This is a genomic window from Spirosoma sp. KUDC1026 (assembly GCF_013375035.1).
Lineage (GTDB): Bacteria > Bacteroidota > Bacteroidia > Cytophagales > Spirosomataceae > Spirosoma.
Genome location: NZ_CP056032.1, coordinates 4,648,585 through 4,665,751, shown reverse-complemented (window position 1 = coordinate 4,665,751; position 17,167 = coordinate 4,648,585). Strand labels below are relative to the sequence as shown.

The 17,167-nt window shown below is 53.2% G+C and carries 11 protein-coding genes; 8 read left to right on the top strand and 3 right to left on the bottom strand.

Going from position 1 to position 17,167, the window contains the following annotated elements; genetic code table 11:
• Nucleotides 1-22: 22 nt before the first annotated feature.
• The gene (locus HU175_RS19580) at nucleotides 23-1,024 is read right to left on the bottom strand and encodes an endonuclease/exonuclease/phosphatase family protein (protein WP_176568186.1); all 1,002 of its coding nucleotides are present in this window, start codon (nucleotides 1,022-1,024) and stop codon (nucleotides 23-25) included.
• A 376-nt stretch (nucleotides 1,025-1,400) separates the two neighbouring features.
• On the opposite strand from HU175_RS19580, the gene HU175_RS19575 reads away from it, so the two are divergent.
• The 7 genes from HU175_RS19575 to HU175_RS19545 all read left to right on the top strand — a co-directional run bounded on the left by HU175_RS19575 (nucleotide 1,401) and on the right by HU175_RS19545 (nucleotide 11,037).
• Nucleotides 1,401-4,709: a SusC/RagA family TonB-linked outer membrane protein gene (locus HU175_RS19575; protein WP_176568185.1), complete on the top strand. Its 3,309-nt coding sequence runs from the start codon at nucleotides 1,401-1,403 to the stop codon at nucleotides 4,707-4,709.
• Between the two features lie 231 nt (nucleotides 4,710-4,940).
• Nucleotides 4,941-6,521 carry a SusD/RagB family nutrient-binding outer membrane lipoprotein gene (locus tag HU175_RS19570; protein ID WP_176568184.1) on the top strand — a complete coding sequence of 527 codons (1,581 nt, stop codon included), beginning with the start codon at nucleotides 4,941-4,943 and terminating at the stop codon, nucleotides 6,519-6,521.
• Between the two features lie 57 nt (nucleotides 6,522-6,578).
• Nucleotides 6,579-7,664: an alkaline phosphatase family protein gene (locus tag HU175_RS19565; RefSeq protein WP_228724217.1), complete on the top strand. Its 1,086-nt coding sequence runs from the start codon at nucleotides 6,579-6,581 to the stop codon at nucleotides 7,662-7,664.
• Nucleotides 7,665-7,834: 170 nt separating this feature from the next.
• Nucleotides 7,835-8,755: a metallophosphoesterase family protein gene (locus HU175_RS19560; protein ID WP_176568183.1), complete on the top strand. Its 921-nt coding sequence runs from the start codon at nucleotides 7,835-7,837 to the stop codon at nucleotides 8,753-8,755.
• Nucleotides 8,755-9,318, top strand: a complete 564-nt coding sequence (locus HU175_RS19555; protein ID WP_176568182.1) for an HD domain-containing protein — start codon at nucleotides 8,755-8,757, stop codon at nucleotides 9,316-9,318. The genes HU175_RS19560 and HU175_RS19555 overlap by 1 nt, the downstream gene beginning before the upstream one ends.
• 51 nt (nucleotides 9,319-9,369) lie before the next feature.
• A complete protein-coding gene (locus tag HU175_RS19550; RefSeq protein WP_176568181.1) occupies nucleotides 9,370-10,671 on the top strand; it encodes a DUF5690 family protein in 1,302 nt (433 codons plus the stop codon).
• Between the two features lie 39 nt (nucleotides 10,672-10,710).
• Entirely contained in the window at nucleotides 10,711-11,037 is a 327-nt protein-coding gene (locus tag HU175_RS19545; protein ID WP_176568180.1) for a nucleotidyltransferase domain-containing protein, read from the top strand.
• A 32-nt stretch (nucleotides 11,038-11,069) separates the two neighbouring features.
• Here HU175_RS19545 and HU175_RS19540 read toward each other — a convergent pair whose 3' ends face one another.
• Nucleotides 11,070-13,568 carry a phosphocholine-specific phospholipase C gene (locus tag HU175_RS19540; RefSeq protein ID WP_176568179.1) on the bottom strand — a complete coding sequence of 833 codons (2,499 nt, stop codon included), beginning with the start codon at nucleotides 13,566-13,568 and terminating at the stop codon, nucleotides 11,070-11,072.
• A 108-nt stretch (nucleotides 13,569-13,676) separates the two neighbouring features.
• Nucleotides 13,677-14,864, bottom strand: a complete 1,188-nt coding sequence (locus HU175_RS19535; RefSeq protein ID WP_176568178.1) for an ATP-binding protein — start codon at nucleotides 14,862-14,864, stop codon at nucleotides 13,677-13,679.
• A gap of 210 nt (nucleotides 14,865-15,074) precedes the next feature.
• Between HU175_RS19535 and nadE the strand changes: the two genes are divergently transcribed.
• Complete coding sequence (nadE, locus tag HU175_RS19530) at nucleotides 15,075-17,159, top strand: NAD(+) synthase (RefSeq protein ID WP_176568177.1); 2,085 nt, start codon at nucleotides 15,075-15,077, stop codon at nucleotides 17,157-17,159.
• The last annotated feature ends 8 nt before the right edge of the window (nucleotides 17,160-17,167 follow it).

Genomic DNA, 17,167 nt, shown 5'->3' with positions numbered 1-17,167 from the left:
GAAAGTATCGGCAGCCATGTGGTCAGGGCTGTAACGTCAATTGCACGTAATACGGGAAATGGTCGGAGCCAAAGCCCGGTAGTCGGTCTACGGCAAGCACCCTGAAGTGACTGGAAACAAAGACGTAGTCCAGGGGCCAGCGCATCAGCCAGGAATGGGCGTTGAACGTGCTGTACAGACCGCGCCCGTATCGGATATCGTGCAAACCACTGACACGGGCAAACTTCGTCGTGTTGTGCGACCAGCCCACGTCGTTAAAATCGCCGGCTACCACCGTTGGCTGGGAATGGCCGGCAAGCATACGCCCGGCTCGCACCAGTGCTACTTCCTTGCCTCCAATGTTCGTAGGGTATTTGCTGGGAGCCGGTGCCACCGGATGAAGGGTAACCAGTCGAAACGTTTTGCCATCAGGCAGCGTAACGTCGGCCCAGAACGAGGGAACGCGTGGATGATGGAGAAACTGAATCTGGGGGTTGTTCAGGGGTAGTTTGGAGTGCAAGGCCATGCCGTAGGCGTTGTCCGTAGGAAATGTTATAGTGTATGGGTAGCGTTTTTTGAGCACCTGCAGCTGACCGACCCACCAGTCATTTACTTCCATCGTCAGTACAAACGTCGGGTCTTTGTCGGCAATGATGTTCAGCAGGTCATTGACCTGACGGTTTTCAATCCAAACATTGGCGACCAGAATGCTGAAAACGGATTTTCGGTTAACGGATGCTGGCTCGGCTGATCGTACGGCTTCGTTGGCAAGCGGACTGTACGGGAAAAGAATGTACGCCTGAATCCCGATGGAAACGACCATCCCGGTCAGAAAGACCCGTCGGGCAATCGTCTGTTGTTTGCTCGCCAGTAGATAGGCCGTCAGGCATACGATCAGCGCGATGAGCACCTCCGGGCGGGGGAAGTTCAGCACCTGCAGGAACCAGAGCGAACTGCTGTAAATCAGTGAACAGAGGGTAATCAGAATAAGCAGGCTTCCAGCTAGTAGTAAGAAGTAGACAAGAAGTTTCCTGATGACTGACATACCCTGATAAGTTGATTTGCAGGAGCACCGGCGTCACGTAACAGCACCCGTAGGAAGCCGTTTGCGCGTACATTGCTGCAAGGGTGGTGTACTGAATCCGTAATTCGGATTCAGTGAAAAAGACGCTGTTATGTTACGGGTGTATTAAGTTCATTGTGGGCTATTTGTTTGCCGGGTCGACAAAATAATGCTGGCCTGTCGATTAACTGAACGGACTGGCGCATGGGTACTATCCTTTCGATTCGGCAAAACGAATCAGATTAAGCTTACGTGAAATTTTGGTAAAACTCTTTATAAAGTGTTGATAAACAGTTGACTGAGTTTGGGGGCTGCGGCCGATACTTTTGCGGGGAATACAAACTAACCTGCGCTTTATATGAAGTTTTTTCTCCCTGTAACGCGAACGAGCCGTCGCCTGCGCTCGCTGACGTGCACCTGGCTGCTCGTTTGCGTCGGCACGCTGTCGGCGTTCGCCCAGACCATCACTGGCCGCGTGACATCGGCCGATGATCAACAGCCGCTGCCGGGCGTATCAATCCTGATCAAGGGCAGTAGCACCGGTACGACCACCCGCGAAGACGGTACGTACAGCCTGAACGTCAGCAATCCGGCCAGCGCTACGTTAGCGTTTTCATTTATTGGCTACGACAGCCAGGAAGTACCCGTAGGTAGCCGATCGGTGATCAACGTATCGATGAAAACCGGGACAACAACACTGAACGAGGTCGTCTTTACTGCATTAGGAATTAAGAAAGACGTTCGGCAGACGGGGGTTACTATCCAGACGGTTGATGGGGCGCAGCTGCTGAAAGCGCGTGAACCAAACCCGATCAACTCACTGACGGGTAAAGTATCGGGTTTAACGATTGGTAGTTCGGCCGAGCTGCTCGGTCGCCCGAACATTTCGCTGCGGGGTAACTCCGACGTTCTGTTTGTGGTCGACGGTATCCCCATTACGTCGGACACCTGGAACATCAGCGCCGACGATATCGACACCTATACCGTACTGAAAGGAGCTTCGGCTTCGGCCCTGTACGGTTTCCGGGGTAAGAACGGCGCGATTCTGATTACGACCAAACGGGGCACGAAAGACAAACGCGGCTTCTCGGTAGAGGTGAACACCAGCCAGATGTTCGATCAGGGTTTCCTGGCGATTCCGAAAGTGCAGGACGAATACGGTCCTGGTGACCATGGTGTTTATGCATTTGGCGACGGGAAGGGCAACGGCCTGAACGACGGTGACTACGACATCTGGGGGCCTGCGCTGAACGGCCAGCTGATACCGCAGTACGATAGTCCGGTTGTGCCGGGGCAGACGTTTACGACGACCTTCCCGAACGGAAAAACCTTTACCAGCAACCGCCAGCCAACGCCGTTTCTGCCACGCGGTAAAGACAACCTGAGCCGGTTTATCCAGACGGGAATTCTGTCGAATAACAACGTCGCGATCGCGGCTTCGGGCGACAAGTACGACATGCGTTTCTCGCTGTCGCACAACTTCCAGCGCGGTCTGGTGCCGAACACGAAACTGAACGTAACGAACTTTAACCTGACGGGCGGCTACAATTTTTCGCCAAAGCTGCGCTTTGAAGCGAGCATGAACTTCAACCGACAGTACACGCCCAACTTTCCGGACGTGAGCTACGGACCGAACTCGCTAATCTATAACATCATTGCCTGGGGCGGTGCCGACTGGAACATCGACGACATGAAGCAGATCTGGCAACCGGGCCGGGAAGGTACGCAGCAGATCTATGCTGAATACCAGCGCTACAACAACCCCTGGTTCCTGGCGAAATACTGGCAGCGGGGTCACTACAACAACAACCTGTACGGCTATACCTCGCTGCGGTACCAGATTACCGACGCACTGCAACTGACGGCGAAAACGCAGCTGACGACCTACAACCTGCTGCGGACGGAGAAGCTACCATACTCGGCTACCACCTATGGTCGCGAAGAAGGTCGTGGTGATTACCGCGAAGATCGCCGGAACCTGTTCGACAACATCAACCAGATGCTGCTGCAATACAACAAAAACATAGGCGGTAACCTGACGATCAATGCCCTGGCCGGTGGCGAAGCGCGGATTTTTAATTACAACTCCGACTACGCCAGTACCAACTACCTCAACGTACCGGGCGTGTACAACTTTTCCAACTCGTCGAACCCGGTCATTGCCAACAACTTCACCGCTGACATGCGGGTGCTGTCGGCCTATTACTCGGCTGATTTTACGTTCCGCGATTACGTAACGCTGACCACCACCGGCCGTCTGGATAAACTCTCGACGCTGCCAAAGGGAAACAACGCTTACTTCTATCCATCGGTAGCCCTGAGCACGGTTATTTCGGATTACGTGAAGATTCCGAGCGCGCTGGGTATCTCGTTCCTGAAAGTACGGGCCTCGTACGCCAACGTAAAAGACGGTCTGACGCAGTCAACCATCGGTGCCACGCCGGGGGCCTCGTTCCCACTGGGCTACGGCGACAACTACGCATCGTCGTACGGCGGACCGACTTATCAGAACTCGGCCGTGTACTCGCTGCCGCTGCTGTACAACAACAAACCGGGCGCGTATTACACGAACACGCTGAACAACCCCAACCTGCAGCCTAACTCGACCTCGCAGACAGAAGTGGGGCTGGACATCCGTTTCCTGAACAACCGTATTGTGCTGGACGGAGCTTACTACATCAGTAACGACGGACCGCGCATTTTTACACTGCCTTCGTCGGAAGCAACGGGGTACACCGGTCGGCTCGTGAACGGGATCATGACCCAGAAAAAAGGAGGGGAAATCTCGCTGACGGGCAAAGCTTTACGGAGCAACAGCGGCTTCAACTGGGACGTAGTAGCCAACTACTCGACCTACAAAGAGCGGTTGAAGGAAGTGTATCCCGACGGTGGGATCAACACGATTGCATCCAACTATTTTGTTAACGGAAGTAACAGCAACCGCTTCATTAACGTAGGCGATCGTACCGACAGCTTTTTTTACAGAGCCTTTGTGCGCACGCCCGATGGACAGCTGATCAACGATGCGGGCGGACGCCCGATCGTGAATCCGACATCGCAGTTCCTGGGCTACGTCAACCCTAAATTCGTTTGGGGGATCAACAACCGGTTCAGCTACCGCGACATTACGTTCAGCTTCCAGTTCGACGGCCGCGTGGGTGGGGTAATTGGCAACTACGTTCGGCAGAAAACGTTCCAGGGCGGACGTAACATTGAAACGGTACAGGGCGCCCTGGGTGCCGCTCGTGTGAATGACGTGCAGAACATCAAGTCGTACGTAGGTAGTGGTGTCGTGCTGACAGGTGGCCAGCTTAACTATGACGTAAATGGTAACGTGCTGAACTACAGCGAACTTCGCTACGCGCCTAACACAACGGCAACGTTCGCACAGGATTACATTGCGCGCGTATACGGAGCTGAAGAATCATTTATGATGGACCGGAGTTTTGCTAAACTGCGGGAAGTCGTCATCGGCTACTCACTGCCCACCCGTCTGACAAGCCGATTTGGTGTTCGGCAGGCGAGTGTATCGCTGGTAGGACGTAACCTGCTCTACTTCGCGCAGTACAAGGACATCGACCTCGATCAGTTTCTGACGGGCGGTATTTCCAGCCTGCAAACGCCAACAACCCGCCGGTACGGTATCAATCTAAATCTGGTATTCTAATAACTACCTCACCCCCGGCCCATCTCCCAATAACGAGAGCTAATCTTTTAGGGCGGCTCTAACCACCCCCTGCCCCCTCCTAGAACAGGAGGGGGACCAGCAGAAGTGACCTTTTAAGCACCCCCTCCTAATTTTCTAGGAGGGGGCAGGGGGTGGTCAGACCTCACCTAAAAGATCTGGTTTTGGGTGAGGGGCTAGGGGTGAGGGAGACATTACAAACGATCTTATCAAATGAAACGACACAAATACATTCTCCCGCTGCTTGCCCTGCTAACTCTGGGCAGCTGCGAACAATCCTTCGATCAACTCGAACAGGACCCGAACCGGCCAACAAGTGCACCCGCATCCCTGGTGTTCAACGGCGTACTGAATGATATGTACAGCGTAGCCGGTGGTGGTGGCTGGAACGACAGCCAGCGGTACAACCAGTTCTATGCCAGTAATTACAATTACTACTCGACCAACGAATACAGCTGGACGACGACGGGGCTCAACTACACAACGCTGAAAAACGTGGTGAAAATGGAAGAAGAAGCCAAAAAAGCTGGTCTGCCCGACGTGAATGCGTATTCGGCGCTGGGTAAATTCTTTCGGGCATATTTCTTCGAGAACATGACCAAGCGCGTCGGTGACCTGCCGATGACGGAAGCCCTGCTGGGACTAGAAAACCAGACGCCCAAGTACAACACCCAGAAAGAGGTGTATCTACAGGTGCTGACCTGGCTCGATGCCGCAAATACTGATCTGGCATCCCTGATCGCCAAAAACGATAATATCCTGGCGGGGGATATCTACCTGGGAAACAGCCTGAGCAAGTGGCAAAAGGTTGTCAACACCTATAAACTGCGGGTGCTGATAAGCTTGAGCCGGAAAGAAGCGGATACGGACCTGAACGTAAAAACCCGTTTTGCTGAAGTAGTCAACAACCCGTCGAAATATCCGGTAATGGCGTCGCTGGACGATAATCTGCAGTACGTCTACAACAACCAATTTAATAAGTACAACCGGAATCCCGATAACTTTGGCCAGAATGCTACTCGCGAGAATATGGCTGCTACCTACCTCGGTACGTTGACCAGCCTGAAAGACCCCCGTACGTTTGTCGTGGCCGAACCGGCTACGACGAAAGTGGCCGCGGGTATCCAGCCAACCGATTTTGCGGCCTTCGTGGGGGCATCATCGGGCGAAGACCTGGCCATTATGTCGTCGAACGCAAACCAGGGGCTGTATTCATTCCAGAACCGGAAACATTATTACAGCACCTACACAGCCGAACCCTATATCATCCTGGGCTATCCTGAACTTCAGTTCATTCTGGCCGAAGGCGTAAACCGGGGCTGGGTGACCGCATCCACGTCGGCGGGCAATGCCGAGACGTACTACCAGAACGGTATTAAAGCATCGTGGTCGTTTTACGGAATTACTGAGGGCGCCAACACCGTTTATTTTTCGGCGGATGGCGGCTACCGCAACTTTAATACGTATACGGTCAATGTAAACTTCGCCAACTATTACGCGCAGCCAGCTGTAAAATACGCGGGCAACACGGCCGACGGTCAGAAGCAGATCCTGACCCAGAAGTATCTGGCGTTTGCGCAGAACTCCGGTCTGGAAGCGTTTTATAACCAGCGTCGAACGGGCGTACCAACGTTCCTGATCGGGCCTGGCACGGGCAATAGCCAACGGATTCCGCTGCGCTGGCAGTATCCGGCTACTGAGCGGTCGTACAACACCGCTAACAACACGGCGGCCGTAACGAGCCAGTACGGTGGTAACGACGACATCAACGTCCAGATGTGGCTGTTGAAATAATGATTGAGTAATGGAGCCTGCACGGTCGAAAAACCGTGCAGGCTTTTATATTGTACCATGATGCGAAAATTCCTTTTCTGGATCGGCCTGCTGCTCGGCACCTCGGCAATGGCACAACCGGCCGAGAACGTGATTCTGGTTACGCTGGACGGCGTCCGCTGGCAGGAAGTCTTCAACGGCGCGGATTCGACGCTGCTGTTCGACCCCGTCTACACCCGCGACACGGCCAATGCCCGAAAGGCGTTCTGGAAGCCTACGCCGACCGAACGGCGGGAGTTGGTTATGCCGTTCCTGTGGAATACGATAGGCAAGCAGGGCCAGCTCTATGGAAACCGGAAGCTGGGAAACCGCATGAACGTAACGAACCCTCATTGGTTCAGCTATCCCGGTTACAATGAAATTCTAAGCGGGTATGCCGATGATCGGATTGATTCTAATGATAAGGTCGACAACCCGAATGTAACGGTGCTGGAGTTTCTGAATCAGCAGCCGAAGCTGAAAGGTAAGGTCGCGGTCTTCTCGTCCTGGGACGTTATCGAAGCGGCCGTCAACGAGAAACGCAGCGGTATTTACGCCAGCTCCGCCAACGAACCGGCACAGCCCCGCACGGGCGCCGACTCACTCCTGAGCGATCTAACGACGCTCTATCCCCGTGAATTTGGCGATGGCGTCCGGGCCGATTTTCTGACGTACTTTACGGCGCGGCAATACGTCAAGCAGCATCAGCCGCGGGTGCTGTTTTTGTCGTTTGATGAAACTGACGACCTGGCCCACGCGGGTCGTTACCTGGATCACCTGAACATGGTGAAGTCGATTGATACGTACCTGGCTGATCTCTGGCAGATGATTCAGAAAATGCCACAGTACGCCGGGAAAACGGCGCTGCTCATCACGACTGATCACGGGCGGGGCCATACGCCCAAAGCACAATGGAAAAGCCACGGCAACAAAACGGTTGATTCGTACCAAATCTGGCTGGGCGCTATGGGACCGGGCGTCGCTACATCGGGCGAGCAGAAAGCTGGTCCGTTGCTGTATCAGAATCAGATTGCGGCCACGCTGGCCCAACTGCTGGGGTATACCTTTACGGCTGCCCACCCGGTGGGCGCACCGATCGAAACGGTGGTCGGCAATAACCGGTAACGAACCCCATCTTTATCCCTTAAGACATGGCTTGCCAGATAAATCACCGAGAATACATCAGATTGGTTTTGTCATGCTTCGGCACCAGCCGCCCGGCTGCGTCAGCATGACAAAAAGGCTTGTTCGACATACTCTAGCTGTTTGTAAATTGTATAATCCTTGCTACCCTTATGAATCGTAGATCCCTCCTGAAATCAGCGACTTTGCTGCCGCTGGCCACAACGTCTGAACTCATTCCTAATGTGTCGCAGGCCGCTCGTAAATGTAGCGTCCGCTTTGCCTATATCGGCGATACGCACATCACGCCCGACGCCAAACCGATGGAAGCTGTTGGCCGGTGCTTTCATCACGTGCAGGATCAGAAAGACAAACCGGCGTTTATTCTACACGGTGGTGATGTGATTATGGACGCCCTGAAACAGGATCGCGCTGAGGTGCAGAAGCAGTGGGATGCCTGGCATACGGTGGCGAAAGCCAACAACTCGTTGCCCATCGAATACTGCATCGGTAACCACGACATCTGGGGGTATGCGCAAGCGAAGTCCGATTCGATGTACGGGAAAAAATGGGCGGTTGATCTGATGAAAATTGGCAACCGGTACCGTTCGTTCGACAGGAACGGCTGGCATTTCATTATTCTGGATAGCGTCCAGGTCAAACCCGATGAAACGTGGTACACAGGGAACATCGACCCGGAGCAGATGGACTGGCTGAAACAGGACCTGGCAAAAACGGATACGAAGACACCAATCCTGGTTCTGTCTCATATTCCAATTTTCAGCCCGACGGGTTTCTTCAGTGAAGCAAACGTGAAGGATGGCATATGGGGGATCTCAGCGGGCTTGGTACTATCGAACACCCCCGAACTGCTGAAGCTATTTTACCAGTATCCGAACGTAAAAACGGCTCTGAGCGGTCACATGCACCTACTCGACCGGGTTGATTACAACAACGTATCGTACTATTGCAACGGCGCGGTAAGTGGTAACTGGTGGAAAAGCGAGGTGTACCAGCAAACCAAGGCGGGTTACGCGCTTTTCGATCTATACGATGACGGTACCGTCGAACGGACATTTGTTCACTACAGCTAATGAATCAACCCGTCACACAACAGATTATAGCCTTATTCGCCCAGAGTGGCGACGAGGCTTATTTTGGGGAGCCGGTTACCCAGCTCGAACACGCCCTGCAATGCGCTCAACTGGCCGAGCAGTCCGGAAGTGATACCGATACGATTCTGGCGGCTCTGCTGCATGACATTGGTCATCTGTTACCCGCCGATAATGGATACATGGACGGGTACGGCACCATCGACCACGAGCGATTGGGCGCTGACTACCTGCGGGGACTGGGTTTCTCGGAGAAGACTGCGCAGCTTATTGAACACCACGTCAACGCCAAGCGGTATCTGACGTTCAAAAACCCGAATTACTTTGCGCGTCTGTCCGAAGCGAGCCTGAAAACCCTGGAATTTCAGGGTGGACCGATGACCGCTGAGGAAGCGGCAGATTTTGAAGCAACTCCCTACATGAAAGGAATTCTGCAAATGCGCGTCTGGGACGAGCAGGCCAAAATCCCCGGTTTACCTACGCCTGACTTAGCGTATTATCTGGCCAAATTGACGCGAAGAAACGCGCAAGACTGGTGTTTCTAGCGAGTAGATTGTAGTTTGTGGCAATTTGTGCTTGCTTATCAACGTAACTGGATGCGCTTCCTCCGACACCCGACTGTCTTTGTTCTGTTTGGCGCCATAGCGGCCTTCTGCACCTATGCCTGCATGTATGCCTTCCGTAAGGGTATTACGGCCGTTACGTTCGAGGGTGTTGCCTTTGCGGGGATCAGCTACAAAATCTGGCTCATTACGGCGCAGGTGCTGGGCTATGCCGCGTCTAAACGCATTGGCGTTAAAGTCGTATCCGAAATGTCGCCGGGACGCCGGGCGCTGAACCTTCTGCTGTTCATTGGTTTGTCGGAGCTGGCCCTACTGGGCTTTGCCCTGGTACCTGCTCCCTGGAACATTGTTTTTCTCTTCCTGAACGGCTTGCCGCTCGGCATGGTATACGGTATTATGCTGGGCTTTCTGGAAGGTCGTCGGCAGACCGATGCGCTGGTGGCAGGGCTGACGGCTTCGTTCATCTTCGCGTCGGGTTTTGTCAAAACCGTAGCGCTGACGATCCGTGCCGACTGGGGTGTCTCGGAGTTCTGGCTGCCATTCGTAACGGGAGGGTTGTTTGTGGTGCCGCTGCTGCTCTCCGTGTACGCGCTGACCTTATTACCCCCGCCGACGGCCGAGGATCAGGCGTTACGTACTGAGCGTAAACCGATGAACGCCGGTGAACGGAAAGCGTTCGTGCGCAACTTCGGACCGGGGCTGGTGTTGCTGTTAATCTCCTACGTAGTACTGTCGGCTTTCCGCGACTTTCGCGACAACTTCGGCCCTGAAATTCTGAAGGATGCAGGGGTATCAAATCCGGGTATTTTCGCGAAGACCGAAACGTTGGTCGCCGTGGGTGTGCTGGTCGTGATGGCGTTGCTACAACGGGTGACAAACAATTTTCGGGCGTTTGCGCTGCTGAACGGAATCATGCTGCTCGGTGGTCTGCTGGTTGGGTTCAGCACCTGGGCGTATAGTATAGGGCTGCTGACAACCGGCACCTGGTTCCTGCTGACAGGCCTGGGGCTTTACATGGGGTATGTACCCTGCAACGGTCTGTATTTTGAGCGTTTAGTCGCTTCCTTTCGTTACGTGAGCACGGTAGGCTTCATCGTAACGCTGGCCGATTACTATGGCTATATGGGTAGTGTGGCGGTACTTCTGTACAAGAACTTCGGGCACGCGTCCATCAGCTACCTCGACTTCTTTGTCAATGGAGCCTACATACTGGCGGTGCTTTACAGCGGTTTGGTGATTACGTCGTTTTTGTATTTCAGAAAGCGGTATCAAGTTGAGGTTGATCGGCTGGAAGTGCAGTCAGGGCAATTGCCAGCACCCACGCTGCATGAGTAAAACTTGACAGAATGTAAGGAGATACGTTATTTTAGTAGTATGATCAACCCAGCTGTTGAGTCTATTATTCACGAGTTTAAAGATGCTTTGCTGGTGCTGTATGGCGATCGGCTACGCGATGTTGTGCTATACGGTTCCTGTGCTCGTGGTGACTATAATAACGAGTCAGACATTGATCTGATGGTCGTGTTAACCGACGAGCAGGTAGATACCTATGCTGAAATTCGTCGTATTGCTGAACTAGAAGCTACATTTTTACTCCAGTACGGGCTGGCAATATCTCCATTACCTGTTTCATACGCTAACTACCTAACGTCTTTCGGGCCTGTATATCAGGAGGTACGAAAAGAAGACGTTTTTGCATGAAAGAACACATAGCGATGTTCTGTGAGCAATCGCTACGTCGTAAATACAATACCCATCACCGGATCGCTGATACTGGCCGCACCCGTTTCCACCCGGCCAGCATACCGCTGCTCGAACGTAGTATCACCATCAACCCGTATGCTGAAATCATACCAGCCCTGTGTACTAGCCAGGTTGAATTGAAGCGAGGCAGATTTAGTACCAAGCATTTTTTCCTGCGAGCCGTATTGGTAAGCGTTGTCGACGATGGTAACGACGCTGTCGGCTGGCCCGGTCAAGGTAAACGTCAAACCGGCAACCCGTTTAGGCGTCAGCAGTAAATCATCGCACTGGATCTGTATCGACGAACTGGCTGGTTTACCCATGAACTCCCGGAAAAAGCCATTGGGACCGTATACCCGGAAATGATACGTGCTGCCGTTGGCAACTGGCCAGGTATCGGTCAGCGCATCACCGGGCGAAACGGCATAGTCGCGTACTGAGTGGGTGTTCATATCGTACACCATAAACGGCGACCCGGCCGAGGCTTTACCAAACCGTTTGTTACGGGCCGACAGGGTAAGTTGAAACGCTTTTTTGTCGGTGCTTAATTTGCCGTCGGCGGCAAGTTCGTAGGGGAGGGCGTTCGCGGGACGCGTGCCGCTTTCCTGACGAGCCAACAGCGCCGGGCTCTTTTGCTGATTAACCTGCTGGATTTCGTCTTCGCTCAGTGCCCGGAAATTGCTGGGCACGTCCTTGAATTTCGCTTTGTGAACGCTTTTAATAAACGGGTCTTTGGCGACAAACGTCGGCATGGCGATTGACTCGCCGTTGTAGGGGCGGAATACGGAGGTCAGGTCACCGCAAACGGTTCTCCGCCAGTCGCTGATGTTGGTTTCGCGAATGTCTTTGTTGCGTTTATGGCTCAGGAAACCTTCCAGAAACTGGAGCACCGACGTATGGTCGAACACCTCTGAGCAGACGTAGCCACCCCGGCTCCAGGGCGATGCGATGACTAGTGGCACCCGGTAGCCCAACCCGATGGCACTGGCGCGCGAACTCGTTTTCGGGTCTTTCACCGGGCGAGCCATTTCCTGCTCCTGCGTTACGTGCTCATTGCGGGTGTCGATGCCTTTAGAGGTCAGACCCGTTTCTGGGCGGTCGGGGTGGGGAGCCACGAAAGGCGGTACATGGTCGAAGTAACCGTCGTTTTCGTCGTAGGTCAGGATAAAGATTGTCTTTTTCCAGACCTCCGGATTTTTGGTCAGAATGTCGAGCATCTCCGACAGGTACCAGGCACCGTACCAGGGGGCACTTGGATGATCTGAGAAGTTTTCCGGCGCGATTGCCCAGGAGACAGTAGGTAACATACCCGTTTCGACATCCGTGCGGAACTGATGCAGAATGTCGCCTTTGGGTAACGTAGTGGTACGGGTTTCTGTACCGTCCTGGTACGTAAACGTACTGAGTTGCCGGTAAGCCGGATCACCGCTGTTCGTGGCGAACGCATTACGATGGAGCGCCTGCTCGCGGGGCGAGAGCTGATCAACGGTTTTCGTTGGCTGACTGGCCTCTTTGGTCAGGTAGGCTAGTTGCTCTTTCTTTTGCCGAAGGGCGCGTCGGGTACTCTTGCCTTCGGGCGTCGTTTCCGGTAGCGTGTTGATTTTCTCTTCTAATGCCTTGATCTCGCCGGGCAGCTTCTGAAGCTGATCAGCGCGGAATTGTCGGTAGCTGGCAGCCGCTTTGACATTGTACTGCGAAAACCATTCGAGGGGGTTATCCGAAAAATTAGCCAGCCACGAATCCTCGTCACCCGTCAGACCGCTCGACAGGTTGATCTCATTCTGGTACACCCGCCAGGAAATTCCGTTATCTTCCAGCCGTTCCGGAAAAGTAGGCCAGCTCGCCAGGTGGTCATAGTCAAGTTCCTCGTTGCGAACACGGGCGGGAGCGTTGGTATCTTCCCGGATGGTGCCGCTCCAGAGGTAAGAGCGGTTGGGTGTGGTCCCCGTTAGCGACGAGCAGAAATGCTGGTCACAGACCGTAAACGCATCGGCTAGTGCGTAATAAAATGGAATGTCCTCCCGGTCATAATACCCCAGCGTCAGGGGCATGTGCGCGTAGTCGGTGTGACCGGAAGCTTTGGTGTCCAGCCAGCGGTCGTATTTGCCGTCGTTACGGGCATCAACCTGATTCGTCCACGAATGGGGCAGCGAACTCATCCAGGTCGCCTTCGTGTCTTTCAGATTCAGCCGAAAAGGCGCGTAGGTTTTACCGGCGGCATTGGTCTGTAGCCAGACTTTGTTCTGGTTAGGGAGCGTAATGGCTCGTGGATCGTTGAAACCCCGAACGCCCCGCAGGGTACCGTAACAGTGGTCGAACGACCGGTTTTCCTGCATCAGAATAACGACATGTTCGGCGTCGAGATACGTACTGCCGGGCGCCGGAGCAATGGAAAGCGCTTTCTGAATCGATTCGGGTAAACTATCCAGCAGACCCGCACTTCCGGCCAGCAAGGCCGCTTTCTTCAAAAACTCCCGTCGATTATCCATACGTCTATCGGTCGAACAAGTACAGACAAAAATACGAACTCTGTCAGGGAGTTGACAGCCTGCGTGTGGGTTTTAACAAAAGCGTAATCAAGAAGAAGGCGACTGCATTTACGTCGTTATCAGATTGCCCCCCCAGTACCAATCGTCAAATGGGTTGCCCGGGGCCTTTCTGCCAACGAGCCATCGCTCCGACAAGCCAATTGATGAAGCCCGATCTGCCAGTACGTTTAAATCGTATGGCGTCGGAGTTTCCTTTACCTCAATCGCTACCTGCTGGTTCAAGATAAAATCTATCTCCTGCCCACTACGTCGCTGATAATAACTAACCTGGCCAAGTCGGGCCAACTGAATCGCTATTGCGTTTTCAAATTGCTGGCCACTGCTGACTTGCCCTAACACGGCCAACAAACCCGTATCAGCCAGATAAACTTTCTTTTGTAATGATATTTCCCGGTCTATATTGGTGGTAAAGGCCGGAATCCGCTGAATGAAATAGGTGTATTCAAACAGGTTAAGGTAATCCGTTACTTTGTGGCGATTAATAGCCAGAATACTACTGAGCTTACTTGCGTCGAGCCGACTACCCGTATGGACTGCCAGGAGCTGGCATAGTTTGTATAGATCATCGCTTACACTGAAATCTGACAGCAGTTTGATGTCTAACTCTACATAAGCGTTAACAATATCTTTTAGATACGCAATTCGGTCGTCATTGGTCTCGGCCTGAACAACTTCTGGAAAGCCGCCAAACCTGATAAACTGTTCGTAATCTGACCGGAACAGGGCATAGGCTGTAGTATTGACAGATTTACAAGCCAGGGGCTGATACTGTGCCGGCTTGTATTCGCGGAAAGCGAGATATTCGCTAAAGTCAAGCGGATAGAGTTCAAAAATACGCTTCCGGCCAGCCAGACTTTCGGTGAAGTGATTCTTGAGGTAATACGAACTTGAGCCCGTCAGAATAAACTTGATACTGTATGTATCATATAAGTATTTAACTACGCTGGGCACCGCAGCTACCAACTGTACTTCATCAAGCGCTAAAACGGCTGGCTGGTCGAGGTTCAAGCCGAGGGTACGCAGTCCTGTTTCGATATCGCCATAAAGGGGTTGATTGAACAGTAATCGATTTTCAGCTTTTTCCAGATCAAGATACAGTACGTTTTCGTGCGTTACCTTGCTGAGCAGATAGCGGGCAGCAGTTGTTTTGCCTACCCGGCGCAGGCCAGTAATCACGGTTGCCTGGCGTTTCGGTAAATGCGCTAACAGAGCTGCGTACGAACGGCGTTCAATCATATAGTGGTACTATTTGTTAGATTTTATGACAAATAGTAGTATGAAATAGTTCTGTTTATTGCAGGGTGTTGGCAATGAGTACTATTACAACTCTAAATGTCACCACCTAAACCCATTTCCCGTTCATCGTTGTTATCCATAAAACTGAACAATCGATAGTGGGAGCAAAATCATTCGCTCATTCACTCATTCACTCATTCATCATTGTCCATGAAACTACTCAAAGTAGCTGCTGGTGTACTCAACCAGACCCCGCTTGACTGGGAGCATAATAAACAGAACATCATCAACGCTATCGAGGAAGCACAACGCCAAAAGATAAGCTTGCTGTGTCTGCCCGAGCTTTGTATTTCGGGGTATGGCTGCGAAGATGCATTCTTCGCCCAGAACACCGTCGATCAGTCGATTGCATCACTTCTGGAGATTGTCGAACACACGAATGATATCGCAGTGGCACTGGGTTTGCCACTGCGCCACAATAACCGCCTGTTTGACGTAGCCTGCCTGATTGCCAACAAGCGAATTCAGGGTTTTGCCGTGAAGCAGTACATGGCCAACAACGGTATCCACTATGAATCGCGCTGGTTCCAGCCCTGGACGCCCTACGTCCGGGATGAGATCAAGATTGGTGAGTTCATGTATCCATTTGGGGATGTTGTCTTTGATCTGTCCGGTATTCGGATCGGGTTTGAAATCTGCGAAGATGCCTGGATTGCCAACCGGCCCGGCCGGATTTTGTATGAACGTGGCGTAGACATAATCCTGAACCCAACAGCCAGTCACTTTGCGTTTTTAAAATCGCAGGTGCGCGAGCGATTCGTGGTCGACGCGTCGCGGGCATTTGGCGTGAGCTACGTCTATGCCAATTTGCTGGGTAACGAAGCGGGCCGGGCTATTTACGACGGCGATGCGATGGTGGCCTCCAACGGAGACTTGATCGTGTCGGGGGCGCGGCTGAGTTACGAAGATTTCGTGATCGTTCCGGCCGTTGTTGATGTAGAAGCCACCCGGCTGAACCAAATTCAGAACCGGGGAAATCTGGCGCTGGCGTACCCGAATCTGCGCGTAACCAATACGTTCGACTGGCCGGATATTGCCCCCGTGATTCAGCATCCCGAACTCGAAGCCTGGGAGCGGGGGGGCTACCTGAAAGAAGAAGAATTTGCCCGGGCCGTAGCGCTGGGTCTGTTCGACTACCTGCGTAAAAGCCGATCGCAGGGCTACGTACTGTCGCTATCGGGTGGGGCCGATTCGTCGGCCATTGCGGCCACGGTCTACCTCATGATTCGGATGGCAGTCGAGAACCTGGGGCTCGATGGCGTCAAGAAAAAACTGACCTATATCAAAGCTATTCAGGATTGCACAACAGCCGAAGAAGTTGTTGGTAAACTGCTGACGGTGATGTACCAGGGAACCGAGAACTCGTCGGACGATACGTTCAATTCGGCGAAAGAACTGGCCGAGGCCATTGGTGCCAAGTTTTTGAATATTAACATTAACGGCCTGGTCGAAACGTATCGGGGTTTGATCGAACAGCAGCTTGGCCGGGAATTATCATGGGATACCGACGATCTGGCGCTGCAAAATATTCAGGCGCGGGTACGCGCCCCAAGTATCTGGATGCTGGCCAATATTAATAATGCCCTGCTGCTTAGTACGTCGAACCGTTCGGAAGCGGCCGTTGGTTACGCGACGATGGATGGCGATACGGCCGGTAGTATTAGCCCGATTACCGGTATCGACAAGCACTTCCTGCGGGGCTGGCTGCGCTGGCTGGAAAACGTGGGTCTCAACGTAAAGAATGCGCCGGAGCCGACAGATCGTACCAGTCTGGCTGCCGCATCCGAAGTGCCCGATCGACTCATTAAAATTAGCGGCCTGCACGCCGTCAATAACTTACAACCAACGGCGGAGTTACGTCCGCTGGATCGGAAGCAGACCGACGAAGACGATCTGATGCCCTACGACGTTCTGAACTCAATCGAGCTTGCCGCCATTCGCGACAAGCAGCCGCCCGTTGAGGTGCTGAAGCAGATTGAGGTACGTTACGCCGGGCAGTACGACCGGGATATGCTGCTGGTCTGGGTGGAGCGGTTCTTCAAGCTCTGGAGTCGGAACCAGTGGAAGCGTGAGCGGTATGCGCCGTCGTTCCACCTGGATGATCACAACCTCGATCCTCGGTCGTGGTGCCGTTTCCCGATCCTGTCGGGTGGTTTCGAAAAAGAACTGGCCGAGATGCGCGACTGGGCGACCGACCAGAAACCGAATAGCCGTAAAGGAAAGATTGGTTTCTGATTTTCTGA